Origin of the sequence: Mycobacterium sp. 3-98, assembly GCF_035918355.1 — a bacterium.
Taxonomy (GTDB): Bacteria; Actinomycetota; Actinomycetes; order Mycobacteriales; family Mycobacteriaceae; genus Mycobacterium; species Mycobacterium intracellulare.
In genome coordinates this window covers 2,319,132-2,346,070 of record NZ_CP142360.1, presented here as the reverse complement: position 1 = coordinate 2,346,070, position 26,939 = coordinate 2,319,132, and the positions used below count along the sequence as shown (strand labels likewise).

Sequence of the window (26,939 nt, the reverse complement as noted above, 5' to 3'; positions counted from 1 at the left end):
TCGCTCGCACTACCTTCGCGCAAAGCGGCACCGGCAGCCAAGGGCTGCCGGTGCCGTTCGTGTTGCCGGCTACCGTCCTAGACGCCGGCGTGGTGGCGGTGGAACAGGCCGCCGGGGCGGCGGTGGAACAGGCCATGCCCGCCGCGCTCACGGGGTGCCGCGTCGGCCGGCACCGCGTCCGTCCGTGCGGGCGCCATGCCGCCCGTCTCGTCGTACATGGCCGGTTGGGCCGCCGGCACGGCGGCATCGCCCGCCGCGGGCGCCGGTTGGGTCACCACGACGTCGCGCGCGTGCCGAACGGCCAGGCGTGCCACGGCCGCCCCACCCAGGAACACGATCAGGGCGCCGAGGCCGGTGAAGTAGGTGACCTCGAGCAGGGCCCGTTTCAGGTCCGCCGCGGCCGCCGGTTGGCCGACGTCCCCGATGCCCAGCGTCGGCGCGAACGCGCGGCCGACGACGAACCAGGCGCCGCCCAGCACCGCCAGCCAGCCGCCGAACACGGCGTTCGCGCGGTTGCCGGAGAGCAGCACCAGCAGGCCACCCACCGCCGCGGCGACCCCGGGAAGCACCTCGAGCCAGCCTTTGGCCGCGGTCCAGGTCCAGGCCGGGTCGGTGGCGTAGGCCCAGTCGATGTTGGGCCCGAAGAACGGAACCAGCGCACCCCAAGCTCCCAACAGAATCAGGAGTAGCCCGGTCAGCGCACCGCGGGTACGCGGCATGTACAGCGCGCGAGGGCGTTCGTAGTCGTGGCGCCTGTTCCTCATCTCAATCTCCTTCACGAGGCGTGATTGTTGTGAGGTTGGTTACCCACGGCGCCGCGAAGTAACCGGATGGGGCCCGCGCGATCGTTTGCTGGCTACTCGAACAGGCCGGGCTGCCCGAGACCGGCCGCCCCGGCCGGCGGCGCCATGCCCAGGTGCGTCCACGCCTGGGCGGTGGCCACCCGGCCGCGCGGGGTCCGGGCGACCATGCCGGCGCGCACCAGGAACGGCTCGCACACCTCCTCGACGGTGGTCGCCTCCTCGCCGACCGCCACCGCCAGCGTCGACACCCCGACCGGGCCGCCGCCGAAGCTGCGGGTCAGCGCCGAGAGCACGGCCCGGTCCAGCCGGTCCAGTCCCAGTTCGTCGACGTCGTAGACCGCCAGCGCGGACTTGGCGACGTCGCGGGTGATCACACCGTCGGCGCGCACCTCGGCGAAGTCCCGCACCCGGCGCAACAGCCGGTTGGCGATCCGCGGCGTGCCCCGCGAGCGGCGGGCGATCTCCTCGGCCGCGTCGCCGCCGAGTTCGATGCCCAGGATCCCGGCGGAGCGGGCCAGCACCCGTTCCAGCTCGGCGGGCTCGTAGAAGTCCATGTGGGCGGTGAAGCCGAAGCGATCGCGCAGCGGGCCGGTCAGCGCGCCGGACCGGGTGGTGGCGCCAACCAGGGTGAACGGCGCCACCTCCAGCGGGATCGACGTCGCGCCCGGGCCCTTGCCGACGACCACGTCGACCCGGAAGTCCTCCATGGCCAGGTAGAGCATTTCCTCGGCGGGCCGCGCGATGCGGTGGATCTCGTCGATGAACAACACGTCGTGCTCGACCAGGTTGGACAGCATGGCCGCCAGGTCGCCGGCGCGTTCCAGCGCGGGGCCGGACGTCAGCCGCAGCGAGGAGCCGAGCTCGGCCGCGATGATCATGGCCAGCGACGTCTTGCCCAGCCCCGGCGGCCCGGACAGCAGGATGTGATCCGGTGTGCCGCCGCGGTTTTTGGCGCCCTCGATGACGAGCTGCAGCTGTTCGCGCACCCGCGGCTGGCCGATGAACTCCCGCAGCGAGCGCGGCCGCAGGCTGACGTCGATGTCGCCCTCGCCGGGCGCCAGCGCGCCGGAGACGTCGCGGTCCGACCAGTCGTCGTCGGTCATGTGCGCCGCTCCTCCTCATCGCTGCGCTCTACATCGTCGTCGTCAGCGGGGGTCATCGGGACTTACCCAGCAGCGACAGGGCGGCGCGCAGCGCACCGGAGGTGGTCGCGTCCTGCTCGGCGGCCAGCACCTTGTCGGTGGCTTCCTCGGCCTGCTTGACGGCGAACCCGAGGCCCACCAGGGCCTCCACCACCGGCCCGCGGATCGCGTGGCCGTTGAGCGCGGCGCCCGCGGCGGCCGCGCCCGCACCGGCGGCGCCCACCTTGTCCCGCAGCTCCAGGACCATCCGTTCGGCACTGCGTTTGCCGATCCCGGGCACCCGGGTCAGCGCGGCGACGTCACCGTCGTGCAGCGCCTGGCGCAGCGCGCCGGCGTCGTGCACGGCCAGGGTCGCCATCGCCAGCCGGGGCCCGACCCCCGACACCGACAGCAGGGTCAAAAACAGGTCGCGGGTGTCGGTGTCGGTGAAGCCGTACAGCGTCATCGAATCCTCGCGGACGATCATCGCGGTGATCAGCCGCGCCTCGGTCCCGGTCCGCAGCGTGGACAGCGTCGACGGCGTCGCGTTCACCCGGTAGCCGACGCCGGCGGCCTCGATCACCGCATGGTCGAGCGCCACCTCGAGCACCTCGCCGCGCACCGCGGCGATCATCGGGCGGCCTTGAGCTTGGCCTTGTATTTCTGCCGCTGCTGGGCGGCCAGCGCCTCGGCGGCGGCCATCCGGGCGATCATCGGCGCCCGCCAGCAATGGCAGATCGCCAGCGCGAGCGCGTCGGCGGCGTCCGCCGGTGTCGGTTTGGCCTGCAGCGCAAGGATTCTGGTGACCATCGCGGTGACCTGGGCCTTGTCGGCCGCGCCGTTGCCGGTGACCGCGGCCTTGACCTCGCTGGGGGTGTGGAAGTGCACGTCGATGCCGCGCCTGGCCGCCGCCAGCGCGACCACCCCACCGGCCTGGGCCGTGCCCATCACCGTCGACACGTTCAGCTGGGAGAAGACCCGCTCGACGGCCATGACGTCGGGCTCATGCGTGGCCAGCCAATGCTCGACGGCGTCACTGATCGTCAGCAGCCGCTCGGCGAGCGGTGCGTCCGACGGCGTGCGCACCACGTCGACGTCGAGCGCGACCACGGTGCGCCCGCGCCCACTCTCGACGACCGACAGCCCGCACCGGGTCAGGCCGGGGTCGACGCCCATCACCCGCATTACCCGCTCCCACCTAGTAGAACAGCTGTTCGATACCCTAGCGGCCGGCACCGACGCGCCGCGGCTGCGACACGCGGCGGCGTCACCGATTCTGGGCCGATTCCCGGGCCGCGAGGTTACCGCGCCGGTGCCGCGAAAAAGCTGTTAGCTTTAGCCCACGTTCGCTCAAGCATCGTGGCAACGGAGGGTGCGCGTGGGATCTCTGCTGGTCGTGCTCGCCATCGTGCTGTTCATCGCGTCCATCGTGGTGCTCGTCATCGCTTTGCGCCGCCCCAAGCGGCCGGCCGAGCGCGCCGGGCGGCCGGATCCGCTCGCGTCGGACGCGATGCCGCAGTTCGGGCCGCGCCAACTGGGCCCCGGCGCCATCGTCAGCTACGGCGGCACCGACTACATCGTGCGCGGGTCGGTCACCTTCCGCGAGGGACCGTTCGTCTGGTGGGAACACCTGCTCGAGGGCGGCGACCAGCCGATCTGGTTCAGCGTCGAGGAGGACGACGGACGGCTGGAACTGGCGATGTGGATCACCCGCAAGGACGTCCCGCTGCGGCCCGGCGACCCGTACGTCGTCGACGGCGCGATGTTTCACGAGACCGAACGCGGCCGCGCCTCGTACACGACCGAAGGCACCACCGGGCTGCCGGCCGGCGGCGAGATGGAATTCGTCGACTGCACCAACGAGGACGAGACGGTCCTGCTCTCCTTCGAGCGCTGGGCCCCGGACATGCCCTGGGAGGTGTCGACGGGCAAGGCCGTGTCGCCCGGCGAACTCACCGTGTACGCGGCGCCCCCGCCCAGCCCCGCCTAGCGCGCGCGAGGTCAGGCCGGTGCCCCTTCATCAGCTCGCCGTGACCCCGGCGGACGTGTCCGGGCACCGGCTGGGGCTCGCGCTCAACGCGCCGGTCCCCGCACCGCTGGCCACCTGCCGCCTGGACCATCCCTGCGGCGCCGGGGCGCTGCTGCTCGGGGTGCTCGGCGCGTCGCACGTCGTCGCGGTCGAGCACGCCGCGGGCCGGTTCTCCGAGGAAATCTCTTGCACGGCACGCAATCTCGGGGCCGACCTGCCCGAGCGCACCGACGCGCCCGGCTACCGCCTGCAATCGCGCACCGGCGTCCGCGACGAGGCGGACTTCCGCCGCCTCGCGCACGACCTGCGCGGCCGCTGCGCCCGCCAGGCGGGCTGGCTCGGCGGCACGTTCCCGGGCGACGACGCCGCGCTGACCGTGCTGGCCGCCGAGCCCGACGGCGCCGGATGGCGTTGGCGGACATGGCATCTGTACCCGGGGCGTCCCGCGGGCTCCGGCGGGACGGTGGTTCACACGGCGAGCCGGTGGCAACCGTGAGCCGGACCCGCCTGTTCGTGATCTCCGGCCTGCTGGCGGCCGGCGCGGTGGTGTGCCTGATCACCGGAATCATCCTGTTGCAGAAGAACATCGCGTCGTACGTGGCGGGCCACTATCACGAGTACGCCCACGACGTGAACGGCAGGCGCTACCAGTGCAGCGGGTCGCCACGGCAGGCGGCCGACACGCTCGCCGCGTACGCGCACCCCGAGGCGCGCGCCGACAACGGCAACACCGAATACCTGCGTTACGCCAACAACATCGTGATCGTCGGCCCCGACGGGACCTACCCGTGCAGCATCCGCGTCGAGTCGCTGAGCGCCGGCTACAGCCACGGCGCGTTCATCTTCCTCGGTCCCGGATTCACCCCCGGCTCCCCGTCGGGCGGTTCCGGAGGCAGCCCCGGCGGCCCGGGCGGAACCAAGTGATGGCACCACCGCAAAGGAGACAACCATGTACCTCGCCGTCGAGATCGGAACCGTCGACATCAATCCCGTCCTGAAGGGCGCGGTCGCGACGATCCTGTACTTCGTCGTCGGCATGGGCGTCCTGCTCGTCGGGTTCTACGTGGTCGACGTGCTGACCCCGGGAAAGCTGCGCCACCTGGTGTTCATCGACCGCCGCCCCAACGCCGTGATCGTCGCGGGCGCGATGTACATCGCGCTGACCGTCGTCATCATCACCGCGATCGCCAACAGCTACAGCCAGCTTGGTCAGGGGCTCCTCGGCGTGGCGGTGTACGGATTGATGGGGGTGATTTTGCTCGGGATAGCGCTGCTCACAATGCATCTGCTGATCCCGGGGAGTTTCCACGAGCACATCGACGAGCAGGTGCTGCATCCCGGCTCGTTCGCGGTGGCGCTGATACTGCTCGCTGTGGGAGGGGTGACCGCCGCGGCGGTGTCATGAGCTCCGTCGACGTGGCCACGGCCCCGGCGGCGCCGTCCGCGCCGGTATCGGGGCGGTGGCGGGCACTCCTGTTGGCCGCCGTGGCGGCGTGCGCGGCCTGCGGCATCATCTACGAACTCGCGCTGCTGACGCTGTCGGCCAGCCTCGACGGCGGCGGCATCGTCGCCACCTCGCTGATCGTGGCGGGCTACATCGCCGCGCTGGGCGTGGGCGCGCTGCTGGTCAAACCCCTGCTGGCGCACGCGGCAATTACCTTCATCGCCGTGGAGGCGCTGCTCGGCGTCATCGGCGGGCTGTCCGCGGCGGCGCTGTACATGGTGTTCGCGTTCCTGGACGGCTCCGTCGGGTCGACGTGGGTGCTGGCGGTGAGCACGGCCCTGATCGGCGGCCTGGTCGGTGCCGAGGTGCCGCTGTTGATGACGCTGCTGCAGAGCGGGCGGGTGACCGGCGCCGCCGACGCCGGGCGCACGCTCGCCAACCTCAACGCCGCCGACTACCTCGGCGCGCTGCTGGGCGGGCTGGTCTGGCCGTTCCTGCTGCTGCCGCAGCTGGGGATGATCCGCGGCGCGGCGGCCACCGGCATGATCAACCTGGCGGCGGCGGCCGTCGTCGCGCTTTTCCTGCTGCGCCGCGTGGTTTCGACGCGCCAACTGCTGCTGGCGCTGTGCGCGCTGGCCGCCGCGCTGGGGCTGCTCGCCACCCTGCTGCTGCGTTCGGCCGACGTCGAAACCACAAGCCGGCAACGGCTTTACGCCGACCCGATCGTCGCCTACCGGCACACGCCCTACCAGGAGATCGTGGTGACCCGCCGCGGCAACGACACCCGCCTGTACCTCGACGGCGGGCTGCAATTCTCTACCCGAGACGAATACCGCTACACCGAAAGCCTGGTGTACCCCGCCGTCGGCAAGGGCGCGCGTTCGGTGCTGGTGCTCGGCGGGGGCGACGGCCTGGTGGCCCGCGAGTTGCTGCGCCTGCCAGGCGTTTCCAAGATCGTGCAGGTCGAGCTCGACCCTGCGGTGATCGACATCGCGCGCACCACGCTGCGTGGCGCCAACGGCGGTTCGTTGGACAACCCGCGGGTGGCCGTGGTGACGCAGGACGCGATGAACTGGTTGCGCGGACCCGACCTCGACCGGTTCGACGCGATCATCGTCGACCTTCCCGATCCCGACACACCCGTGCTGGGCCGGCTGTATTCGGCCGAGTTCTACGCGCTGGCCGCGCGGGCGCTGGCGCCCGGCGGGCTGATGGCGGTGCAGGCGGGCAGCCCCTTTTCCACGCCGACGGCCTACTGGCGCACGGTGTCGACGATCCGGGCGGCGGGCTACGCGGTCACGCCGTATCACGTGCACGTGCCGACGTTCGGCGATTGGGGATTCGCCCTGGCGCAGCGCGCCGATACCGCACCCACGCCGACGGTGCCGCCCGACGCTCCCCCGCTGCGTTTCCTCAACCAGCAGGTGCTTCAGGCCGCGTGCGTGTTCTCCGGCGACGTCGCGCCGCGGCCCGTGGAGCCGTCGACCCTGGACAATCCGCGCATCGTCGAGGACATGCGGCACGGGTATGACTAGATCCCTTGCGTAATCCCTTGCGCCGAGCGTGCAGTGAGGGCGAAAAATCGGCCGAAATCTCGCCCTGAGTGCACGCTCGGCGAGGCGAAGGAGGTGAATTACTCCTGGTCGAGGGCGGCGAGCACCTCGTCGGACAGGTCCACGTTGGTCCACACGTTCTGCACGTCGTCGCTGTCCTCCAGCGCGTCGACCAGCTTGAACACCTTGCGCGCGCCCTCGACGTCGACCGGCACGCTGACCGACGGCTGGAAGCTCGCCTCGGCGGACTCGTAGTCGATGCCGGCGTCCTGCAGCGCGGTCCGCACCGCGACCAGGTCGGTCGGCTCGGAGATGATCTCGAAGCTCTCGCCGAGGTCGTTGACATCCTCGGCGCCGGCGTCGAGCACCGCCGTCAGCACGTCGTCCTCGGTCAGGCCGTTCTTCTCCAGCGTGACGACGCCCTTGCGGGTGAACAGGTAGGACACCGACCCGGGGTCGGCCATGTTGCCGCCGTTGCGGGTGACGGCCACCCGGACCTCGCCCGCCGCCCGGTTGCGGTTGTCGGTCAGGCATTCGATCAGGACCGCGACGCCGTTGGGCCCGTAGCCCTCGTACATGATCGTCTGGTAGTCGGCGCCACCGGCTTCCTCGCCTGCGCCGCGCTTGCGGGCCCGCTCGATGTTGTCGTTGGGCACCGAGGTCTTCTTCGCCTTCTGGATGGCGTCATACAGCGTCGGGTTGCCGGCGGGGTCACCGCCGCCGGTGCGGGCGGCGACCTCGATGTTCTTGATCAGCCGGGCGAATTCCTTGCCGCGGCGCGCGTCTTTGACGGCCTTTTGGTGCTTGGTGGTGGCCCACTTGGAATGGCCGCTCATCGGTGTCTCTTACCTCTTCTATGTCTGGAAAGTTCGCCAGTCGAGTCTACGTGGACGTCTGCGGCCGACTACCGGGCGCTTCACTCCGGTCGCAGGGTTCCCGCAGTCACGACTTCCGGCGAGAGCGTGCGCCTGAGGGCTTTGGCTGTGCGGTGACGGCGTTGAGTGTGCGCTGGCGGCGGCGACCCGCCCGGGGAGCGCCGCCCTGGACGCACACTGAAAACCCGGACTGCACACCGAACGCCCTGACAGCCTCGGCCGTCAGCCGGTCACCATGTCGACGAACATGTGGTGGATCCGCCGGTCGCCGGTCACCTCGGGGTGAAACGCCGTCGCCAGCTTGCGGCCCTGGCGCACCGCGACGACGTGACCGGCGGCGCTGGCCAGCACCTCCACGCCGTCACCGACCCGCTCGACCCACGGCGCGCGGATGAACACCGCGCGCACCGGATCGTCGAGGCCCGCGAAGTCGATGTCCCCTTCGAACGAGTCGACCTGTCGTCCAAAGGCGTTTCGCCGCACGGTCATATCGATCGCGCGCAGAGGCAGCGCCTCCCTCCCGCCCGCCCCGGCGTCGAGAATCTCGCTGGCCAGCAGGATCATCCCGGCGCACGCGCCGTAGGCGGGCAGCCCGTCGGCCAGCAGCCCGCGCAACGGCTCCAGCAGGCCGAGGTCTCCCAGCAGGTGGCTCATGGTCGTCGATTCCCCACCGGGGATGACCAGCCCGTCGACCGCCTCCAGCTCACCGCGCCGACGCACGGGCATCGACTCGGCCCCGGCTTCGCGCAGGGCCGCCAGGTGCTCGCGGGTATCGCCCTGAAGCGCGAGGACCCCGATCCGGGGGGCGCTCACTGGTGATATCCCCGCTTGAAGCGGGTCAGCCCCTCCTGCATGACCGCCGCGACCATCTCGCCGGATTGGGTGAAGATCTTGCCCTGGCACAGCGCGCGGCCGCCATTGGCCGACGGGGAGGACTGGTCATACAGCAGCCACTCGTCGGCCCGGAACGCCCGCATGAACCACATCGCGTGGTCCAGCGACGCCACCTGCAGGTGCTCGCGCACGTCGAGGTGGGTGACCTGCGCCGACCCCAGCAGGGTCAGGTCGCTCATGTAGGCCAGCGCGCAGATGTGCAGCACCGGGTCGTCGGGCAGCGGGTCACGGTGGCGGAACCAGACCTGCTGCTGGGCGGCCTTTCCCGGCGTGAGCTGCAGGCGCTCGCGCGGCACGATGCACACGTCCCACTCCGCGAACTGCTTGAACCCGGCGTCGTCGAACACCTTGACCGAGTCCAGCCCCGGCAGGCCGTCGGGCGGCGGCGCGGGCGGCATGGGGTCCTGGTGGTGGATGCCTTCCTGGTCGGTCTGGAAGGACGCGCCCATGCTGAAGATGATCTCGCCGTGCTGAATGGCGTTGACGCGCCGGGTCGCGAACGAGCCGCCGTCGCGGGTGCGCTCCACGATGAACACCGTGCGCTCCTTGGCGTCCCCGGGCCGCAGGAAGTAGCCGTGCAACGAGTGGACCTGGTAGCGCGGGTCGACGGTGCGCACCGCCGACACCAGCGACTGGCCGGCGACATGACCGCCGAAGGTGCGCTGCAGGAATCCCGATTCCGGGCTGAAGATGCTGCCCCGGTAGATGTTGACCTCGAGCTGCTCGAGATCAAGGATCTCTTCGATCGCCACGGACTGTTTTTACCAGCCGCGTTCGGCCAGCCGATGGGGCTGCGCGATCTGCTCGACGTTGATGCCGACCATCGCCTCCCCCAGCCCACGCGAGACCTTGGCCAGCACGTCGGGATCGTCGTAGAAGGTGGTGGCCTTGACGATGGCCGCCGCGCGCTGGGCGGGGTCGCCGGACTTGAAGATGCCCGAGCCCACGAAGACGCCCTCGGCGCCGAGCTGCATCATCATCGCCGCGTCGGCGGGGGTGGCGATGCCACCGGCCGTGAACATGGTGACCGGCAGCTTGCCCGCCCGGGCCACCTCGACGACGAGTTCGTAGGGCGCCTGCAATTCCTTTGCGGCAACATACAATTCGTCTTCGGACAGCGACGTCAGGCGGCGGATCTCGCCGCCGATCGCCCGCATGTGCGTGGTCGCGTTGGAGACGTCCCCGGTGCCTGCTTCGCCCTTGGAGCGGATCATGGCGGCGCCCTCGTTGATGCGTCGCAAAGCCTCGCCGAGGTTGGTGGCGCCGCACACGAACGGCACGGTGAACTTCCACTTGTCGATGTGGTGGGTGTAGTCGGCGGGGGTGAGCACCTCCGACTCGTCGACGTAATCCACCCCGAGGCTCTGCAGGATCTGCGCCTCGACGAAGTGCCCGATGCGCGCCTTGGCCATCACCGGGATGGTCACCGCCGAGATGATGCCCTCGATCATGTCCGGGTCGCTCATCCGCGACACCCCGCCCTGGGCGCGGATGTCGGCGGGCACCCGCTCCAGCGCCATCACGGCAACGGCGCCGGCGCCCTCGGCGATCTTGGCCTGCTCGGGGGTGACGACGTCCATGATGACGCCGCCCTTGAGCATCTCGGCCATGCCGCGCTTGACGCGTGCGGTTCCGGTTCGCCCGTTGCCGTCCGGTGGGTGGGCGCTAGTCACTGCTTGATCTCCTTCAACCGTTGTCGACCCAGTCTAATGAGGCGCTTTGGCCCGCGTTGACCGACGGAGTCAGCGGATTGACAGCAGCGGGCCGGGGGCGCGGCCGCCGGCGAGCGCGGCCGCGTCGGTGAGCAGTCCGGATAGTTGCATGGGGTACACCGTCTCCCCCGCGGCGACGAGCTGGGCGATGTCGGCAGCGTCACACCAGCGGTGGCCGTGGATGTAGCTGCGTTCCAGTTCGGTGCGGCCCGTGCGCGACGGCTCGAACCGGCGGGTGCGGTAGACGAAGTAGAACTCCTCGCTGTCGATCAGCGAGCCGTTGAACTCGAAGACCTGGTCGCGCCGCCACACGGGCCCGACCATGTCGGCGGGCGCGACCCGCAGGCCGGTTTCTTCGGCGAGCTCTCGCGCGGCCGCCTCGGCCAGCCGCTCCCCCTGCTGCACTTCGCCTCCCACGGTGAACCACCACTTCGGGGCGGGCTCGCCCAGCGCCGGATCCGACCCGCGCAGCAGCAGCACCGCCCCGCTCTCGTCGAGCAGCACGACGCGGGCCGAGGTGCGGTGGTTGAGCACGCCGTGATCGCCGTGGGCCAACGCGTGCGGCCGCTCCACGATCTCGAAATAGCTGGGCAGCCCGGCGGTCCCGCCCAGGTGGAACAGCCGCACCAGGGGCCGCTCGGCCAGCGCCAGCGTGTCGCGCACCGCGTCGTTGTGGAAGCGGCGGGCCAGCAGCACCCGGGCCTCGGCGTCGGCCAGCTCGGCGATCAACCCGGCCGGCAGGGACGCCGGGTTGACGGCGGCCAGCGCGGCCGACAGCTCGTTTTCGCACGTCTCCCGCGCGGGCCGGGGCGCGCCCTCGGCGGCGTCGGCCAGCGCCGCCAACCGCCGGCCCTCGGATGCGCCGCCGTAGGCGTCGATTGCCACGGCGCGCGCCACCACCGCGCGGCGCGCCAGCGCGCCGTCGAGCGCCTGCCACGACAGGTCGTAGCGGACGTGCAACCGGTCCAGCCGGTTGGCCGTCCGGTACGCCCAGGCGCCGAAGACGCCCAGCACCGCGACCAACACCGCGATGGCGACGATCAGCCATGTCATCAACCGGCCACCTCAACCTTGGCGCCTGTCGCGGCGACCGTCTCGTAAACCCTCAGGATCTGGCTGGCCACCACCGACCAGTCGTAGCGCTGGACGGCGGCCGAACCGGCCGCCACGTAGCGTTCGGCCAGCCCATCATCCTCCAGCACCGCGACCAGCGCATCGGCGAGCGCGGCGCCGTCGCCGACGGGCACCAGGCGGCCCACGTCCCCGCCGGCCAGCACGCGCCGGAAGGCGTCGAGGTCGCTGGCCACCACCGGAGTCCCGGCGGCCATGGCCTCGACCAAGACGATGCCGAAGCTTTCCCCGCCGAGGTTGGGTGCGCAGTAGACGTCGGCGCTGCGCATGGCCGACGCCTTGCCGGCATCGTCGACCTGGCCGAGGAAGCGAATGTTGTTCACGAATTCGCCTGCCTGCGCGCGTAATTCGTCTTCGTCACCGCGTCCGACGATGAGCAGCTGCACGTCCGCGAACCGCTCAACCAGCCGCGGCAGCGCGTCAAGCAACACCCCCACGCCCTTGCGCGGCTCGTCGTAGCGCCCCAGGAACAGCACCGTCTTGCCCGGCCGCGGGTACCCGTCCAGCAGCGGCGCGCAGGCGAACGAGCCGACGTCGACGCCGTTGGGGATCTCCACCGCGTCGGTTCCCAGCGCCTCCATCTGCCAGCGCCGGGCCAAGTCGGACACCGCGATCCGGCCGACGATCTTCTCGTGCATCGGGCGCAGGATGCCCTGAAAGACCGTCAGCGTCAGCGATTTGGTGGTCGACGTGTGAAACGTCGCCACGATCGGACCCTCGGCGATGTTGAGCGCCAGCATGGACAGGCTCGGCGCGTTGGGCTCGTGCAGGTGCAACACGTCGAAATCGCCTTCGGCGAGCCACTTTTTCACCTTGCGGTGGGTGGCAGGGCCGAACCGCAGCCGGGCCACCGACCCGTTGTAGGGAATCGGGACGGCCTTGCCGGCCGAGACGACGTAGTCGGGCAACACGGCGTGCGGCGAGGCCGGCGCGAGCACGCTGACGTCATGCCCGCGGGCCCGCACCACCTCGGCAAGCTGCAGGACGTGCGACTGCACCCCGCCCGGAACGTCGAACGAGTAGGGACAGATCATCCCGATGCGCATCAGGCGTCCCTTAGCCGGGCCTGCTTGTTCTCGGAGAGGTCGGCCAGCCACTGCGGCTGCATCATGTGCCAATCCTCGGGGCGGGCGGCAATGTTCTTCTCGAAGTGATCGGCCAACAGCTGGGTGATCGCGCCGACGTCGCCGCCGGTGCAGTCCAGCGCCGGGTGGATGGCGACGCCCCAGCCCTGGCCCTCGAACCAGCAGTGGGCCGCTAGCAGGGACGCCCCCGTCGCGATCGCGAGCTTCGCCGGCCCGGCCGGCATCCGGGTGGGTTCGCCGAAGAAGTCGACCTGTACGCCGGTGCGGGTGAGGTCGCGCTCGGCCATCAGGCACACCACCCGGTTGTCCCGCAGCCGGTCGCACAACACGTCGAAGGGTGGCCGCTCGCCGCCGGACAAGGGCAGCACCTCGAAGCCGAGGCCTTCGCGGTAGGCGATGAACCGCCGGTAGAGCGACTCGGGTTTGAGTCGCTCCGCGACGGTGGTGAAGGTGCCGTGTGTCTGCGCCAGCCACACCCCTGCCATGTCCCAATTGCCGCTGTGCGGCAACGCGATCACTGCGCCGCGGCCGCCGGACAGTGCCGCTTCGATATGGTCGCGGCCCTGAACAGAGTCGTGCAGCTGGCGGCCGACCGCGGCGAGGTCCATGCCCGGCAGGCGGAACGCCTCGCGCCAATAACGGGCGTAGGAGGCCACGGACGCCCGCATCAGTGAATCCGGAACGTCTGAGGGCGGCACCCGCAAGACGCGGGCCAGGTTCTTGCGCAACTGATCTGGGCCGCCGCCGCGGGCCGCGTAGCGCGCCGCGGCGCCAAATGCGTTGCGCGCGGCGAACTCCGGCATCGCCCGCACGGCCAACCAGCCTGACGCGTACGCCCAGTCGGCCCCGACGCCGCTCAACCGGCCCGCGACGCGGCTCGCCAGGCGGCTCGGTGCCGTGATCGCGTTCATGCCCGGCGGAGTGGGAATCACGGCGCGACCGATCCGCGGTCGGTCGCACCCGGCGAGGTGCGCACCGTGCGCAACCGCTGCGCGCAGGTGACCAGGCTGGCCGCCGCCAACAGCCACATCGCCACCGGCAACGCGGGCGGCCACGCGACGAACGGAAAGTCCGAGATGCCGGCGCCGACCAGCACGATGATCAGCCGCTCGGGCCGTTCGATGATGCCGCCGTCGCCGCGCAGGCCGCTGGCCTCGGCCCGGGCCTTGATGTAGGAGATCACCTGCGAGGTGACCAGGCAGATCAGGGTGGCCGCCGCCAGCAGCTTGTCGTGCAGTCCGAAGGCGATCCACCACAGCAGCCCGCAGAACACCGCACCGTCGCTGACGCGGTCACAGGTGGCGTCCAGCACCGCGCCGAACCGGGTGCCGCCGCCTTGTTCGCGCGCCATCGCCCCGTCGAGCATGTCGAAGAGGACGAAGAACCAGACCACCAGCGTGCCGATGAACAGCTTGCCAATCGGGAAGAAGATCAGCGCCCCCGCCACGGCCACGACGGTGCCCAGGATCGTGACGACGTCGGGGGTCAAACCCAACCGCAGGCACGCTTTCGCGGTCGGAGTGGTCAGCCGCGCGAACGCCGCCCGGGACAGGAACGGCACCTTACTCATGATCGCGTTGCGCTCATCGCTGCTTCGTCCACTCCGTCGCCAGCAACTGGCGGGTTTCGCGCAGCAACTGCGGGATCACCTTCGACCCGCCGATGATGGTGATGAAGTTGGCGTCGCCGCCCCAGCGCGGGACGACGTGCACGTGCAGGTGCTCGGCCAGCGACCCGCCGGCCGAGGTCCCCAGGTTGAGGCCGACGTTGAAACCATGCGGCCGCGACACGTTCTTGATGACGCGAATCGCCTTCTGGATGAAGGACATCAGCTCCGCGCTCTCCGGATCGGTGAGGTCCTCCAGCTCCGAGACGCGCCGGTAGGGCACCACCATCAGGTGCCCGGGGTTGTACGGGTAGAGGTTGAGCACGGCGTAGACGAGTTCACCGCGCGCGACCACCAGGCCGTCTTCGTCGGTCAGCTGCGGGATGTCGGTGAACGGCTGCTCGGTTTTGCCGTTGTCGCGCTTCATCGGCGCCTCGGCCAGATAGGTCATCCGATACGGCGTCCACAACCGCTGCAGATGATCTTCCTCGCCGACGCCCCGGTCGAGGATGGTGTCGTCGGTGCGCGGCTCGGCGCGTTCGCGCTCACTCACCGGCCGCCACCTTCACGAGTTCGGCGGTGGGAGCGGCATTCTCGCGATCGGCGATCCACTTCACGATGGCGTCGACGGCGCCGTCGCGGGGCACGCCGTTGATCTGGGTGCGGTCACCGAAGCGGAAACTGACCGCGCCCGCCGCAACGTCACGGTCGCCTGCGAGCAACATGAACGGCACCCGCTGGTTGGTGTGGTTGACGATCTTCTTGGCCATCCGGTCGTCGCTGGCGTCGACCTCGACCCGCACCCCATGCGAACGCAGTTGCGCCGCAACGTCGTTCAGATAATCGACGTGGTCGTCGGCCACCGGGATGCCGACCACCTGCACCGGCGCCAGCCACGCCGGGAAGGCGCCGGCGTAGTGCTCGGTGAGGATGCCGAAGAACCGCTCGATGGACCCGAACAGCGCGCGGTGGATCATCACCGGCCGCTGCCGGCTCCCGTCGGCGGCGGTGTACTCGAGCTCGAACCGCTCCGGGAAGTTGAAGTCCACCTGGATGGTCGACATCTGCCAACTGCGCCCCAGGGCGTCGCGGGCCTGCACGGAGATCTTGGGCCCGTAGAACGCCGCGCCGCCCGGATCCGGCACCAGCTGCAGGCCGGATTCGGCGGCCACATCGGCCAGGGCTTTGGTGGATTCCTCCCACATGGCATCGGAGCCCACGAACTTCTCCGGGTCCTTGGTGGACAGTTCCAGATAAAAGTCCTCCAGCCCGTAGTCGCCCAGGAGCTCGAGGATGAACCGCAGCAGCGACGCCAGCTCGGCGTGCAGCTGCTCGCGGGCGCAGAAGATGTGCGCGTCGTCCATGGTGAAACCGCGCGCCCGGGTCAACCCATGCACCACGCCGGACTTCTCGTAGCGGTAAACGGTGCCGAATTCGAAGAGCCGCAACGGAAGTTCGCGATACGAGCGCCCGCGCGACCGGAAGATCAGCGTGTGCATCGGACAGTTCATCGGCTTGAGGTAATAGTCCTGCCCCGGCTTCCGCACGGTCCCGTCGTCGTCGTATTCGGCATCGAGATGCATCGGCGGGTACATGCCTTCGGCGTACCAGTCCAGATGGCCAGACGTGTGGAACAGGTCCGCCTTGGTGATGTGCGGGGTGTTGACGAACTCGTAGCCGGCCGCGATGTGCTTGCGCCGCGAGTACTCTTCCAGCTCCCGGCGCACGATGCCGCCCTTGGGATGGAAAACGGCCAAGCCGGAACCGATTTCGTCGGGAAAGCTGAACAGGTCGAGCTCGGTGCCCAGCTTGCGGTGATCGCGGCGCTGGGCCTCCTCGATCAGCGTCAGGTGGCGCTCCAGGGCTTCCTGCGACTCCCAAGCCGTGCCGTAGATCCGTTGCAGGCTGGCGTTGTTCTGGTCGCCGCGCCAGTAGGCCGCCGAGCTGCGGGTCAGCTTGAACGCGGGGATGTGCCTGGTGGTCGGGATGTGCGGTCCCCGGCACAGGTCGCCCCAGACCCGTTCGCGGGTACGGGGATTGAGGTTGTCGTAGGCCGTGAGCTCGTCGCCCCCGACCTCCATCACCGAAGGATCACCGGACTTGTCGTCGACGAGTTCGAGCTTGTAAGGCTCCCCCGCCAGCTCGGCGCGCGCCTGGTCCTTGGACTCGTAGACCCGGCGCTCGAACAACTGGCCCTCTTTGACGATCTGGCGCATCCGCTTTTCCAGCGCCGCCAGATCCTCGGGCGTGAACGGCTCCGGTACGTCGAAGTCGTAGTAGAAGCCGTCGGTAATGGGCGGGCCGATGCCCAGCTTGGCTTGCGGGAACAGCTCCTGGACGGCCTGGGCCAACACGTGCGCGGCCGAGTGCCGGATCACGCTGCGGCCGTCGTCGGTGTTGGCCGCCACCGGGATCACCTCGGCGTCGGCGGCGGGCGCCCAGCTGAGGTCGCGCAGCTTCCCCTCCGCGTCGCGCACCACCACGACGCCGTCGGGCGCCCCGCGGCCCGGCAGCCCCGCATCCCGCACCGCGGCGGCCGCGGTGGTCCCGGCAGGCACCCGGATCGGGGCTTGCGGGTCGCTGCCGTCGGCTCCCGAGGCGGCGTGTGCGGGGACGGTCATTGTGGCGGTCTCCAAGGCTCGATGGGTCGACGACCATGCTATCGGGGCGGTTCGGCGCCGAGCAGGGCCGTCGAGCAGCCGCCCACAAGTCCGGCAAGATGGACCCGATGGGGGCGCAGACGGGTTTGACGCTGCTGCTCGGCGCCGTCGCCGTCATCGTGCTGGTCAACTGGATCAGCGAGCGCACCAGGCTGCCCAGCGCGCCGCTGCTGGTTCTCGTCGGCATCGGCTATGCGCTGGTGCCGGGGCCGAATATCAGCCTCGAGCCCGACGTCGTGATGACCTGCATCCTGCCGCCGCTGCTCTTCAACGCGGCACTGGAGTCGTCGCTGGTCGGCATCCGCCGCAATCTGCGCACGGTCATCAGCCTGTCGGTGGTCCTCGTCCTGTTGACCGCGGCGTCGGTCGGCATCGCGTTCGGGCTGCTCGTCAGCGGTGCGACGCTCGCGGTGGGCATGGTGCTGGGCGCCGCCGTCGCGCCGACCGACCCGGTGGCCGCGCTGGCCGTGGCCCGCAAGGAAGGCCTCCCGCTCAACATCGTCACCCTGATCGAGGGCGAGGGGCTGCTCAACGACGCGACCGCCCTGACCACGCTGTCGGTGGCCATCACGGTGGCGCGCGGCGCCGCGTTCTCGGTGCCGTCGGCGATCCGGGAGTTCGCGCTGGCGGCCCTGGGCGGCCTGGCGGTGGGAATGGTGTTCGCCTACTTCCGGCGGCTGCTGCGCCGGTGGAGACACGACGTGCTGACGGCCAACGCGATCTCGCTCGCCACCCCGTTCGTGACCTATCTGGTGGCCGAGGAGCTGTCCGCCTCCGGTGTCCTGGCGGTCGTGGTGTGCGGGTTGATCGTCGGCCACGACTCGCCCCGGCTCGAGTCGGGGGCGAGCCGATTGCAGACGCGGGCCGTCTGGCGGCTGGTCAACTTCCTGCTCGAGGGCCTGGTGTTCTTGCTGATCGGCCATCAGCTGCCGGCCATCCTCGACGACCTGGGCGGCTACGACCTGTCGACGATCATCGTGGCGGTCGCCGTCACCGTCGCCGTGGTTCTCGTGGTGCGGCCGCTGTGGTTGCTGCTCACCCAGTCGCTTCCCCGGCCGCTGCGCACCCGGCTCGGCAACGTCTCGGGGTCCGCCGACGCCGACGACGCCGGCGACGCAAACGACGCCAACGAACCCGACGGACCCGCCGAGCCCGACACCGGGCGCCGGCGCAACCGCATCTCCGAGCGCCTCAGCGGCCGTGAAGTCTTGGTGCTGAGCTGGGCCGGCACCCGCGGGGTGGTCAGCCTCGCGGCGATTTTCACGGTTCCGTTCGTGACCGACAGCAGCGCGCCGTTTCCCGACCGGGACCTGCTGCTGTTCTGCACCCTGGTCGTCGTGCTGGTGACGCTGATCGGACAGGGCATCACGTTCGGCCCGCTGGTGCGCGCCCTGGGCCTGCGCGCGGATGCCACCGACGAACTGCGGCTGCGCAACCGGGCTCGCGCCGCCGCCGTGCAGGCCGCGCTGGACAGGCTCGACTCGCTGGACCAACAGGACGACGTGGACGTGGACCCTCGGGTGATCGACGGTGTGCGCCAACAGTTGTCGGCACGGCTCGAGCGGTATCAGCACCGGCTCGACCTGTTGTCGGACGCCGCCGAGGCGCCCGCCGCTCCCCGCTACGAGGCCGCGGTCGCCATCCGCCGCATCGCCATCGACGCCCAGCGCGACGAGCTGGTGCGCTGGCGGGACGCGGGCATGCTGCCCGACCAGAGCCTGCGCGCGATTGAACGCGAACTCGACCACGAAGAGAGCACGCTGCCGATGCGGACGCGCCGGGCCCGCCGGCGCACGCAAAGAACTTGATTTTCAACCTGTTTGGTGCGGCCTACCCTGTTGCGACGACGCTCCATGAAACCCCTTGCGGGCGAACGACCCTCAGGGCTGGCCGGGTTTGAGCCGCACGAACAGCGCGTCGGCTTCGGTGAGCAGGCGATCGTTGTCGGTCAACCGGCCCGAGACGAAGATCTTGCGCCCGTCCACCCGGTCGACGCCGGCGTCGAACTGTAGTTCCTTCTCCACCGGAACGATGTGGCGGTAGTCGATCTTGAGGTAGGCGGTGCGCTGCCGTGGGTTGCCGGTGAGCACCGCGGCGCTCAGCCCCAGAATGGAATCGAACAGCATCCCCAGCGCGCCGCCGTGCACGGCGCCGTTACGGCCGAGATGGAACCGGGCGAAGCGGGCCTCGCCATGGACGCGGCCGTCTGCGCCTTTGCGGGCCGCCATGGGGATCGTCAGGATGTTGCCGCGCATCGGCAGGTCCATCCGGCGGCCCGACGGGGAGGCCCACTCGTCGGCGTCGTACGGCGCCAGCAACGCCGACACCTTCTCCAGCAGGTCGGCCGCCTCGGTGATCACCTCGTCGGGGGCGTCGGCGGCGCGGGCGTGATCCTGCAACGCGCGCACGGCGTCGATGAACCTGCCGTAGTCGGGCCCGCCCTTGGTGGTGGGTTCGGGCGGGTTGAATCCCCCGCCGGGGTGTCGCTGATGTTCGGCCACCACCACACCGTATTGCCCGACGGGCGCGCGCATTCGCGTGGTGGCTACCCGGTCTGCCGGGCCCCGGCGGCCGACAGGGTCTCGAACTCGTCGTCCGACAGCGTGATCTGGGCCGCGGCGACGTTCTCCTCCAGGTGCGCCACCTTCGACGTCCCCGGAATCGGCAGCATCACCGGTGACCGCTTCAGCAACCACGCCAGCGCCAGCTGTGACGGCGTCGCGTCGTGCTCGGCGGCGATGCGCTGCAGCGGTCCGTCAGGGGCGGCCAGCGGTCCGGCGGCCAGCGGGAACCAGGGGATGAAACCGATGCCCTGTTCGGTCACCGCGTCCAGCAGCGGCTCGGCGTCACGGGCCGACAGGTTGTACATGTTCTGCACCGACACGATCTCGGTGATCTTTTGCGCCGCGCCGAGCTGGTCGACGTTGATCTCGGACAGGCCGATGTGGCGGATCTTGCCCTCGTTCTTCAGGGTCAGCAGCTCGCCGACCTGGTCCTCGAGCGGGAAGTTCTTGTCGATGCGGTGCAGCTGGAACAGGTCGATGGTGTCCACGCCCAGCCGGCGCAGGCTCAGCTCGCATTCCTGCCGCAGATAACTGGGGTTGCCCAACGGGATCCAGATGTCCGGCCCGGTGCGCAGCAGGCCCGCCTTGGTCGCGATCACCAGGCCGTCGTAGGGATGCAGCGCCTCGTGGATGATCTCCTCGGAGAAGTACGGGCCGTAGGAGTCCGCGGTGTCGATGAAATTCACCCCGAGCTCGACGGCGCGGCGCAGCACCCGGACGCATTCGTCGCGGTCGTCGGGCGGGCCCCACACGCCCTTCGCGGTAAGGCGCATCGCCCCGAAGCCGAGTCGGTTGATGGTCAGATCTCCGCCGAGGGTGAACGTTCCCGACGCCCCGGCAACGGTTTTCGAGTTTTGTGCGGTCACATCTTCAGACCGTACTCGCAAAACACCGCCGCGCACCGTGGCGTGGCAAGCTGAACGCGTGGACCTACGAGCGCTCGAGGAACTTCCGCTGACCTATCGGGAAGTGGGTGCGACGGCGGCCGGTGACCTGCCCGCGGGATACGACCATCAACACGCCGAGCGCCAAATCGGCACGGGCCGGCAGCGTTTCGAGCAGGCCGCCGACGCCGTGCTGCGCTGGGGCATGCAGCGCGGCTCGGGGCTGCGCGTGCAGGCCAGCTCGGAGATCGCCGTCGTCGACGCGGTGGTGGTGGTGCGGATGGGTTTTCTGCCGGCGCCCTGCCGCGTCGTGTACGTCGTCGACGAACCCGACATTCGCGGCTTCGGCTACGGCACCCTGCCGGGCCACCCGGAATCCGGCGAGGAGCGTTTCGTGGTGCGCTACGACCCGATCACCTCCGCGGTCCACGCGGAGGTGTCGGCATTCTCCCGTCCGGCGACCTGGTGGAGCAAGGCCGGCGGCCCGGTGGTGCGGGTAGCGCAGCGGCTCATCGCCAAGCGCTACCTGAGGGCCGTCTGACGCGCGGCTACCGGGCCGCGATGCCGCGCCCGATGCTGCCGCTGTGCACGCCCTGCGCCAGCCGGGCCAGCGCGATGGCGCCCACGAACAACCCGAAGTCGCGCAACGCGACGTCGTAGAACCCGGGCCCGGTGACCAGGTCGATGATGATCCCGGCGAGCCAGGCCGCGACGACCCAGGCGCCCAGCCGTGGGGCCACCGCCACCACCACCCCGGCCACGATCTCGATGATCCCGACGAGGTACATGCACTGATCGGCCGTTCCGGGCACCAGGTCGTCGATCCAGCCGGCCAGATACATGCTCCAGTGATGCGGGTGGGTCAGCAGGTTGAAGAACTTGTCCAACCCGAACACGATCGGCGCGATCGTGAACACGGTGCGAAGCGCGAGGTAGGCCGAATAGGCCGGGTCCCGTAGCTGCTCGGCGAGGGTGGGCGTCGCGCTGACTTGATTGGTGCTCATAGGGTGCCTCCATTTCTAACGGATAATAAATCGAACGGTAGAGCGTGTAGACTGTAGCGTCAAGCATTTTGTCTGTTAGAAATGGCGCGGGAATGGACGACGGGAAGCACCTGCAGCGCGACGCCGCCGGCATCGGGGCGCTCGCCGATCCGGTGCGCCACCGCCTGTATCAGTTCGTGTGCGACCAGCCCGCGCCCGTGACCCGCGACCAGGCGGCCGACGCCGTCGGGATCCCCCACCACCAGGCCAAGTTCCACCTGGACCGGCTCACCGCCGAGGGCCTGCTGGAAACCGATTTCGCGCGCGTGACCGGGCGCTCGGGCCCCGGCGCCGGGCGTACCGCCAAGCTGTATCGCCGGGCGGGCCGCGACATCGCGGTCAGCCTTCCGCAGCGGGAGTACGAGCTGGCGGGCCGCTTGATGGCGACGGCGATCGCCCGGTCGGCGGGCACCGGCGAACCGGTCACCAGCGTCCTGAACCGGGTGGCCCGTGACTACGGTCGCGCGATCGGGGCGCGGGCCGGCGCGCGAGCGCCCGCCGACGCCGCGGGCGCGCTTCGGCGCGCGGTGGAGCTGCTGAGCCGGCACGGCTACGAGCCCCGCTACGGCGACGGCGAGGTCGAGCTCGCCAACTGCCCGTTCCACGCCCTGGCGCAGGAGCAGACGGAGCTGGCCTGCACCATGAACCACGCGCTGATCAGCGGCGTGGCCGATGCGCTGGCGCCACACGGCCCGAACGCCCGGCTCTGCCCGGGGCCCGACCGGTGCTGCGTCGTGCTGGCGCCCGGCCGCGCGTAGGCCGCGAGCGAGCCCTATGCCGGCTCTGATGTCCCCCAGCCGGACAGCAACCGTGCCGCGCCCGTGCACATCTCGTCGATGACCTCGAGCACCGACGCGTCGTCGCGGATCATCCCGACGCCCTGACCGGCGTCGACAGGGGCGATCCGGCAGTCCCCGGCGGCGATCGCTGTGGCCAGCTCCTCGCAGGCGGCCGGGTCCAGCGCCTCTTCGTGACCGGTCCAGTGCTCGACGAACTCGTTGGCCAGCACCCGCGACGGGAATCGCGCCGGCCAGGGCAGCCCCTTGGCGACGTCGAAGACCCGGGTGACCGCGGTGTCGGTTTCGGTGGCGGCCACCAGGGCCCGGCGGCCGGCGTCGCCGGTCAGCGCCTCCGGACAGGCCGACAGGCGGGTCCCCACCCACGCCCCGCTGGCGCCGGCGGCCAGCACGGCGGCCAGGCTGCGCGCCGAGGCGACACCGCCCGCGGCCAGCACCGGCACCGTGACCGCGTCCAGGACGGCGTCCAGCAGCGGCAGCAGCCCCAGCTTGACCTCGCCGTGCCCGCCGCCCTCCGACCCGCGGGCGACCAGGATGTCGACGCCGGCGTCGACGGCCCTGCGCGCCCCGTCGCTGTCGTAAACCTGTGTGACGGTGGGGATTCCGGCGTCATGCGCCTTGGCGACCCAGGACCAGTCGGTTCCGAAGCTGACCGACAACAGGGCGGGCCGTGCGGCCAGCGCATCCTCGAGCAGCCCGGCCTCGTTGCGCATCACCCAATCGACCAGGCCGATGCCGAACCGGCCGTCGACGCCCCGCAGCTGCTCGGCCAGCAGCTCCCGGGTCGCGACGCTGCCCATGCCGACCATGCCCAGACCACCGGCCGCCGTGACCGCGGCGGCCAGGCGGCCGCCGGCGACCCCGCCCATCGGAGCGTTGACGATGGGCGCCCGCAGACCGAAACTCGTTGCCCAGGGCGTCGAGAGCATCGGCGGCTAGTGCGCCGAGGGGATGGTCTTCAGCACGGTCAGCAGGACCACCGAATCCTCGATCGCGTGCAGGGCATGGCGTTCGGGCGGGATCGCAAGGTATTCGCCGGCCTTACCCTCCCAGGCGTCGCCGCCGGTGGTCAGGCGCACGCGGCCGCGCAGCACCTGCAGGGTGGCCTCGCCGGGGCTGTCGTGTTCGGAGAGGTCGTGGTCGGCCAGCAGGGCCAGCACGGTCTGCCGAAGCTCGTGGCTGTGTCCGCCGTGGATCGTGTGCGCGGCCCGTCCGCTGTGGGACTGTTTGGCCTCGGCGAGCTTTTCGGACGCGAGGTCGGTCAACGAAACGGAATCCATTGTGAGTCCTTCGTAGTTGCAAGGCCTTTCACCGACGGCCTTGAGGGTGGGCAGTTAACCGCTCAGTAGGAGTATCCCCGCCGCGATCAGGCCGGCCACCTTGACCGCCTCGAGGGCGACGTAGCCGTAGTGGGCCCGGGAGCGCGGCCCGTCCGATCCGGACAGCACCCGGTCGGTACGGCGGGTCAGCGCGGGCCGCACGGCGACCAGCTGCACGGCCAACGCGGCGACGGCGACGCCGACCGCCGCGATGACGCCCGCCGGGATGGGGCCCGCGATCACGATCGCCCCGATGACGAGCGCGAAGGCCACCTCGACGGTGTTGAGGGCGCGGAAGACCAGCCGGCCGATGCCGAGCCCGATCTGCAACGTCACGTTGGGCGCCCGGAACTTCAGCGGGGCTTCCAAAAACGAGATGGCCAGCACCATGCCGAGCCAGACGAAGGTGAGCGCGACGGCGATCGCGGTTCCGGTCGTCATTTGGCCGCCCCCTGCAGCGTCAGGTGAGCCAGACACAGGTCCGGCTCCACGAACGAGTCGAGCCGGTCCACCGAGACCGGTGCGCCCCAGGTTTCCACCGCTCCCTGCATGAGGCCGAGGTGCACCGGACACACGACGCTCGACCGGTTTTCGGCCAGCTCCAGGAACGGGCAGTGCCGCAGTCCGACTTGTTGCTCCCCGTCGACCACCCGGCGCTCGGGCGCGAAGCCGAGTTCGTCGAGCACCTCGATCAAACGGGCGATGACCTCCTCGGCGTTGGCGGGGGCGTCGGGCCGCGGATGCAGCTCGGCGTCCACCTTCCGCCCCCACGCCCGTCCCGCGGCCAGCGCCTTGGGCCCTGGGTCGCGCTCGGTGGCGAAGGCCATGGTCAAGATCTCGGCGAGCAGCCGGTAATGCCGCGTCCCGCCGCGATCCATCTGCCGGACCGCCCGGAACATCAGCGGTGGGCGGCCCGGGCCTTTGCGGTCAAGCTCGACGTGTTCCACCTGCCCGTCGGTGACCAGGCTGTCGAGGTGGAAGCGGACGGTGTTGGGGTGCACGCCCAGCTCGTCGGCGATCCCGGCGATGCTCATCGGGTCCGGGGAAGCCCGCAACAACCGCATCACCGCGCGGCGCCGACCGGCCGATTCGCCCGCGACCGAACCCTGAACCTCCGGGAATTTCTCCAACTGCCGGGCCTTCTGGGCTTTCTGCGTCTTCTGGGTTCTCTGGGTCTTCACCGGGTCCCTCACGCTGCTCGTCCTTCAAGCCCCGTCCGAATGGGCGGCACTGGGCTGACCCGCCACCAGCGGTGTGTCGGCGCCGAGCGGGCCGACCTTGGCCGCCCCGCCCGGGGACCCCAGGGGTTCGTCGCGGCCCGGCAGCGTCTCGGCGAAGAATGCTGCATTGTCGGCCAGGTGCGGCTGGAGGTCCTCGGGCAGGTCATCTTCGTAGTAAATCGCCTCCACCGGACAAACCGGCTCGCACGCGCCGCAGTCGACACACTCGTCTGGATGAATGTAGAGCGCGCGGCCGCCCTCGTAAATGCAATCCACGGGACACTCGTCGACGCAGGCGCGATCCATCACATCGACGCATGGCTTCCCGATCGCGTAAGTCATGGGCTACAGTTTACACAACATGTCTTGTAAAAATTGGGTTCGAGGCCAAAGAACGGTGAAGGCCGACGGTAGGCTCATCGACACCCCGCCCCCGGTGCGCCATGGGTACCACGAGCTGGCCCTGGCCTCACCGCAAGGCGCTGCGCGACAGGAGAACTGATGCCAGGACAACGAGCAGGTTCCGAACTTCCGCTGCCGGCATCGCGCCGTGACGACAGCGCCGTCGCCGGCCATTGGCTGTTGGCGCGGCTCGGCAAGCGCGTGTTGCGCCCCGGCGGGGTCGAGCTGACCCGCACCCTGCTGTCGCGCGCGGAGCTGGGCGGCGCCGATGTGGTCGAGCTGGCGCCGGGCCTGGGCCGCACCGCCACCGAGATCGTGGCCCGCGGCCCGCGGTCCTACGTCGGCGCCGAGGGCGACCCGGACGCGGCCAACATGGTCCGCGGCGTGCTTTCCGATCTCGGTGCGCCGAATGCCGCCGTGCGGGTGGCGGACGCGGCGGAGACCGGGTTGCCGGACGCCAGCAGCGATGTCGTCGTCGGAGAGGCGATGCTGACCATGCAGGGCGACGCGGCCAAACAGGCCATCGTCGCCGAGGCGGCCCGCGTGCTGCGGCCGGGAGGCCGCTACGCGATCCACGAACTCGCCCTCATCCCGGACACGGTGTCGGAGGAGATCAGCACCGAGATCCGGCAGGGGCTCGCGCGTTCGATCAAGGTGAACGCGCGGCCGCTGACGATCGCGGAGTGGTCGAAACTGCTCGCCGAGCACGGATTGGTGGTCGACAACGTCACTACCGCGCCGATGGCCCTGCTACAGCCCCGCCGGCTGGTCTCCGACGAGGGCCTGTTCGGGGCCCTGCGGTTCGCCAGGAACGTGCTCCTGCACCGCGATGCCCGCAAGCGGGTCCTGGCGATGCGCCGCACGTTCCGCAAGCACCGCAAGCAACTGGCCGCCGTCGCGATCGTCGCCCACAAGCCGGCGGCATCGGCCACCGGCTGACCGGCCCCGGAAGGCTTTCGGGACGGCCTGCGCCGTTCGGTGTTGCGCCGCTTCCGATATCGGGTCCCGAGTTTGGGCCCGTTCCGCAATCTCCGCGTGACGGTTTAGTGACGCCCCCTGACGTAACTTGGCTGCGGCAGTTGTGGGGAGAACGAAGGAGCTTGCCGAGCATGGGTGCTAGCCCACCGTCGCTGACGGATTCCGACCTCGACGCGTTGGCGTCGGATTTCCTGCAGTCGCATTACCTCGGCGCCATCTACGCCGATTGGTCACCCGACCGGCGGCTCGACATGTTCCTGAGGCGGCGCGGCCTCGCCAGGGTGGCCAACGACGGCGACCTGTCCCACAACGTCTTGCAACGCATCATGTCCCGGGCGGGCCGTGCCTCATTGGCGCGGCATTGATCGGCCTGCTCTTCTACTGCAGAACCAGGTAGGCGACCGCGATGAACAAAATCCGCGAAAAAGTTCGAGTTTTGACGGCCGAAATGACAACCCACGCATTGGTACGGACGTACTATTGCGCTCTAGAGCTGGACGTGACGCCGGGGATGGATGAGTCGTTGAGGCTAGCGGGGAGGGGACGATGAATTCACCGAAATGGATGGTTCATTGGCCGCAGCGCAGGCCGACGGCCACGATCTACCAGTTGACCGACCGACTCCACCGCGGGCACATCGCCCGGGTGCCCGCCCATCAGATCACGGCGACGGTGTCGGCGTGGCTGGCGGACCTGGGAGCCGACAGCCCGCTGGTCGACGAACTCGAGCGCGCCGTGTGCGGCGGGGACTGGGCGGCGGCGCACGCCCTGAGTGAGTGCTTGTCCATCGAGATCGCGGTGGCCGACTGAGAATCGCGA

General features: G+C 70.2%; 33 protein-coding genes. 11 read left to right on the top strand and 22 right to left on the bottom strand.

Annotation, left to right across the window (positions count from 1 at the left end; genetic code table 11):
- Nucleotides 1-77: 77 nt before the first annotated feature.
- From QGN30_RS11660 to ruvC, 4 genes are all read right to left on the bottom strand, one after another.
- Complete coding sequence (locus tag QGN30_RS11660; protein WP_036459436.1) at nucleotides 78-764, bottom strand: hypothetical protein; 687 nt, start codon at nucleotides 762-764, stop codon at nucleotides 78-80.
- Nucleotides 765-856: 92 nt separating this feature from the next.
- Nucleotides 857-1,906: a Holliday junction branch migration DNA helicase RuvB gene (gene ruvB / locus QGN30_RS11655; RefSeq protein WP_014712018.1), complete on the bottom strand. Its 1,050-nt coding sequence runs from the start codon at nucleotides 1,904-1,906 to the stop codon at nucleotides 857-859.
- Between the two features lie 52 nt (nucleotides 1,907-1,958).
- Nucleotides 1,959-2,558, bottom strand: coding sequence for a Holliday junction branch migration protein RuvA (gene ruvA / locus QGN30_RS11650; RefSeq protein WP_014942508.1), 600 nt, complete (start codon nucleotides 2,556-2,558; stop codon nucleotides 1,959-1,961).
- Nucleotides 2,555-3,109 (bottom strand): crossover junction endodeoxyribonuclease RuvC, encoded by a 555-nt coding sequence (ruvC, locus tag QGN30_RS11645; protein WP_094081038.1) that lies wholly within the window; start codon nucleotides 3,107-3,109, stop codon nucleotides 2,555-2,557. Before ruvC ends, ruvA begins: the two co-directional genes overlap by 4 nt.
- Nucleotides 3,110-3,302: 193 nt before the next feature.
- Here ruvC and QGN30_RS11640 point away from each other — a divergent pair, with 193 nt between their 5' ends.
- The 5 genes from QGN30_RS11640 to QGN30_RS11620 are packed head-to-tail and all read left to right on the top strand — an operon-like array spanning nucleotide 3,303 to nucleotide 6,932.
- Nucleotides 3,303-3,914 (top strand): DUF4178 domain-containing protein, encoded by a 612-nt coding sequence (locus QGN30_RS11640; RefSeq protein WP_009956149.1) that lies wholly within the window; start codon nucleotides 3,303-3,305, stop codon nucleotides 3,912-3,914.
- 19 nt (nucleotides 3,915-3,933) lie between these two features.
- Nucleotides 3,934-4,449, top strand: coding sequence for a DUF2617 family protein (locus QGN30_RS11635; protein WP_233042757.1), 516 nt, complete (start codon nucleotides 3,934-3,936; stop codon nucleotides 4,447-4,449).
- Nucleotides 4,446-4,877, top strand: coding sequence for a DUF4247 domain-containing protein (locus QGN30_RS11630; protein ID WP_009955062.1), 432 nt, complete (start codon nucleotides 4,446-4,448; stop codon nucleotides 4,875-4,877). The genes QGN30_RS11635 and QGN30_RS11630 overlap by 4 nt, the downstream gene beginning before the upstream one ends.
- A 25-nt stretch (nucleotides 4,878-4,902) precedes the next feature.
- Complete coding sequence (locus QGN30_RS11625) at nucleotides 4,903-5,358, top strand: DUF350 domain-containing protein (protein ID WP_014385310.1); 456 nt, start codon at nucleotides 4,903-4,905, stop codon at nucleotides 5,356-5,358.
- Complete coding sequence (locus QGN30_RS11620) at nucleotides 5,355-6,932, top strand: polyamine aminopropyltransferase (protein WP_248923141.1); 1,578 nt, start codon at nucleotides 5,355-5,357, stop codon at nucleotides 6,930-6,932. The genes QGN30_RS11625 and QGN30_RS11620 overlap by 4 nt, the downstream gene beginning before the upstream one ends.
- Before the next feature lie 98 nt (nucleotides 6,933-7,030).
- On the opposite strand, the gene QGN30_RS11615 is transcribed toward QGN30_RS11620, so the two are convergent.
- The 10 genes from QGN30_RS11615 to thrS form a co-directional block, all read right to left on the bottom strand.
- Nucleotides 7,031-7,786: a YebC/PmpR family DNA-binding transcriptional regulator gene (locus tag QGN30_RS11615; protein ID WP_008258326.1), complete on the bottom strand. Its 756-nt coding sequence runs from the start codon at nucleotides 7,784-7,786 to the stop codon at nucleotides 7,031-7,033.
- Nucleotides 7,787-8,047: 261 nt separating this feature from the next.
- The gene (gene pdxT / locus QGN30_RS11610) at nucleotides 8,048-8,638 is read right to left on the bottom strand and encodes a pyridoxal 5'-phosphate synthase glutaminase subunit PdxT (protein WP_009955058.1); all 591 of its coding nucleotides are present in this window, start codon (nucleotides 8,636-8,638) and stop codon (nucleotides 8,048-8,050) included.
- Complete coding sequence (tesB, locus tag QGN30_RS11605; RefSeq protein WP_014380522.1) at nucleotides 8,635-9,471, bottom strand: acyl-CoA thioesterase II; 837 nt, start codon at nucleotides 9,469-9,471, stop codon at nucleotides 8,635-8,637. Before tesB ends, pdxT begins: the two co-directional genes overlap by 4 nt.
- A gap of 9 nt (nucleotides 9,472-9,480) precedes the next feature.
- On the bottom strand, nucleotides 9,481-10,329 hold the full coding sequence (gene pdxS / locus QGN30_RS11600) for a pyridoxal 5'-phosphate synthase lyase subunit PdxS (RefSeq protein WP_014380523.1): 849 nt from the start codon (nucleotides 10,327-10,329) through the stop codon (nucleotides 9,481-9,483).
- A 132-nt stretch (nucleotides 10,330-10,461) separates the two neighbouring features.
- Entirely contained in the window at nucleotides 10,462-11,484 is a 1,023-nt protein-coding gene (locus QGN30_RS11595) for an NUDIX hydrolase (RefSeq protein ID WP_008258330.1), read from the bottom strand.
- The gene (locus QGN30_RS11590) at nucleotides 11,484-12,608 is read right to left on the bottom strand and encodes a glycosyltransferase family 4 protein (protein ID WP_009953626.1); all 1,125 of its coding nucleotides are present in this window, start codon (nucleotides 12,606-12,608) and stop codon (nucleotides 11,484-11,486) included. Before QGN30_RS11590 ends, QGN30_RS11595 begins: the two co-directional genes overlap by 1 nt.
- Nucleotides 12,608-13,558, bottom strand: a complete 951-nt coding sequence (locus QGN30_RS11585; protein ID WP_009953628.1) for a phosphatidylinositol mannoside acyltransferase — start codon at nucleotides 13,556-13,558, stop codon at nucleotides 12,608-12,610. The genes QGN30_RS11590 and QGN30_RS11585 overlap by 1 nt, the downstream gene beginning before the upstream one ends.
- Nucleotides 13,559-13,575: 17 nt before the next feature.
- Nucleotides 13,576-14,217: a phosphatidylinositol phosphate synthase gene (pgsA, locus tag QGN30_RS11580; protein ID WP_008258333.1), complete on the bottom strand. Its 642-nt coding sequence runs from the start codon at nucleotides 14,215-14,217 to the stop codon at nucleotides 13,576-13,578.
- 13 nt (nucleotides 14,218-14,230) lie between these two features.
- Nucleotides 14,231-14,806 (bottom strand): HIT family protein, encoded by a 576-nt coding sequence (locus QGN30_RS11575; protein ID WP_008258334.1) that lies wholly within the window; start codon nucleotides 14,804-14,806, stop codon nucleotides 14,231-14,233.
- Entirely contained in the window at nucleotides 14,799-16,874 is a 2,076-nt protein-coding gene (gene thrS, locus QGN30_RS11570; RefSeq protein WP_009953630.1) for a threonine--tRNA ligase, read from the bottom strand. The genes QGN30_RS11575 and thrS overlap by 8 nt, the downstream gene beginning before the upstream one ends.
- A gap of 98 nt (nucleotides 16,875-16,972) precedes the next feature.
- On the opposite strand from thrS, the gene QGN30_RS11565 reads away from it, so the two are divergent.
- Nucleotides 16,973-18,721, top strand: coding sequence for a cation:proton antiporter (locus QGN30_RS11565; protein ID WP_014382862.1), 1,749 nt, complete (start codon nucleotides 16,973-16,975; stop codon nucleotides 18,719-18,721).
- Between the two features lie 72 nt (nucleotides 18,722-18,793).
- Here QGN30_RS11565 and QGN30_RS11560 read toward each other — a convergent pair whose 3' ends face one another.
- A complete protein-coding gene (locus tag QGN30_RS11560) occupies nucleotides 18,794-19,447 on the bottom strand; it encodes a PaaI family thioesterase (RefSeq protein WP_009953633.1) in 654 nt (217 codons plus the stop codon).
- 11 nt (nucleotides 19,448-19,458) lie between these two features.
- Nucleotides 19,459-20,343: an aldo/keto reductase gene (locus tag QGN30_RS11555; RefSeq protein ID WP_014382863.1), complete on the bottom strand. Its 885-nt coding sequence runs from the start codon at nucleotides 20,341-20,343 to the stop codon at nucleotides 19,459-19,461.
- 58 nt (nucleotides 20,344-20,401) lie between these two features.
- Here QGN30_RS11555 and QGN30_RS11550 point away from each other — a divergent pair, with 58 nt between their 5' ends.
- On the top strand, nucleotides 20,402-20,902 hold the full coding sequence (locus tag QGN30_RS11550; protein ID WP_009953636.1) for a DUF1990 family protein: 501 nt from the start codon (nucleotides 20,402-20,404) through the stop codon (nucleotides 20,900-20,902).
- Nucleotides 20,903-20,909: 7 nt separating this feature from the next.
- On the opposite strand, the gene QGN30_RS11545 is transcribed toward QGN30_RS11550, so the two are convergent.
- Nucleotides 20,910-21,365, bottom strand: a complete 456-nt coding sequence (locus QGN30_RS11545; protein WP_009953638.1) for a DoxX family membrane protein — start codon at nucleotides 21,363-21,365, stop codon at nucleotides 20,910-20,912.
- Between the two features lie 92 nt (nucleotides 21,366-21,457).
- On the opposite strand from QGN30_RS11545, the gene QGN30_RS11540 reads away from it, so the two are divergent.
- On the top strand, nucleotides 21,458-22,162 hold the full coding sequence (locus QGN30_RS11540; protein WP_095763478.1) for a helix-turn-helix transcriptional regulator: 705 nt from the start codon (nucleotides 21,458-21,460) through the stop codon (nucleotides 22,160-22,162).
- Between the two features lie 14 nt (nucleotides 22,163-22,176).
- Here the strand turns inward: QGN30_RS11540 and QGN30_RS11535 are convergent, their stop codons facing one another.
- The 5 genes from QGN30_RS11535 to fdxA are packed head-to-tail and all read right to left on the bottom strand — an operon-like array spanning nucleotide 22,177 to nucleotide 25,082.
- Nucleotides 22,177-23,130: an NAD(P)H-dependent flavin oxidoreductase gene (locus QGN30_RS11535; RefSeq protein ID WP_095763479.1), complete on the bottom strand. Its 954-nt coding sequence runs from the start codon at nucleotides 23,128-23,130 to the stop codon at nucleotides 22,177-22,179.
- A 6-nt stretch (nucleotides 23,131-23,136) separates the two neighbouring features.
- Nucleotides 23,137-23,481: a cupin domain-containing protein gene (locus tag QGN30_RS11530; RefSeq protein ID WP_009952612.1), complete on the bottom strand. Its 345-nt coding sequence runs from the start codon at nucleotides 23,479-23,481 to the stop codon at nucleotides 23,137-23,139.
- A gap of 54 nt (nucleotides 23,482-23,535) precedes the next feature.
- Nucleotides 23,536-23,961 carry a hypothetical protein gene (locus QGN30_RS11525; RefSeq protein ID WP_095763480.1) on the bottom strand — a complete coding sequence of 142 codons (426 nt, stop codon included), beginning with the start codon at nucleotides 23,959-23,961 and terminating at the stop codon, nucleotides 23,536-23,538.
- Nucleotides 23,958-24,701: a helix-turn-helix transcriptional regulator gene (locus QGN30_RS11520; protein ID WP_014380532.1), complete on the bottom strand. Its 744-nt coding sequence runs from the start codon at nucleotides 24,699-24,701 to the stop codon at nucleotides 23,958-23,960. The genes QGN30_RS11525 and QGN30_RS11520 overlap by 4 nt, the downstream gene beginning before the upstream one ends.
- A gap of 24 nt (nucleotides 24,702-24,725) precedes the next feature.
- Nucleotides 24,726-25,082: a ferredoxin gene (gene fdxA, locus QGN30_RS11515; protein ID WP_043955118.1), complete on the bottom strand. Its 357-nt coding sequence runs from the start codon at nucleotides 25,080-25,082 to the stop codon at nucleotides 24,726-24,728.
- A gap of 159 nt (nucleotides 25,083-25,241) precedes the next feature.
- On the opposite strand from fdxA, the gene QGN30_RS11510 reads away from it, so the two are divergent.
- The 3 genes from QGN30_RS11510 to QGN30_RS11500 all read left to right on the top strand — a co-directional run bounded on the left by QGN30_RS11510 (nucleotide 25,242) and on the right by QGN30_RS11500 (nucleotide 26,930).
- Nucleotides 25,242-26,081: a class I SAM-dependent methyltransferase gene (locus tag QGN30_RS11510; RefSeq protein WP_225331661.1), complete on the top strand. Its 840-nt coding sequence runs from the start codon at nucleotides 25,242-25,244 to the stop codon at nucleotides 26,079-26,081.
- A 191-nt stretch (nucleotides 26,082-26,272) separates the two neighbouring features.
- Nucleotides 26,273-26,485: a hypothetical protein gene (locus QGN30_RS11505; RefSeq protein WP_026071309.1), complete on the top strand. Its 213-nt coding sequence runs from the start codon at nucleotides 26,273-26,275 to the stop codon at nucleotides 26,483-26,485.
- Between the two features lie 181 nt (nucleotides 26,486-26,666).
- A complete protein-coding gene (locus QGN30_RS11500; protein WP_095562820.1) occupies nucleotides 26,667-26,930 on the top strand; it encodes a hypothetical protein in 264 nt (87 codons plus the stop codon).
- The last annotated feature ends 9 nt before the right edge of the window (nucleotides 26,931-26,939 follow it).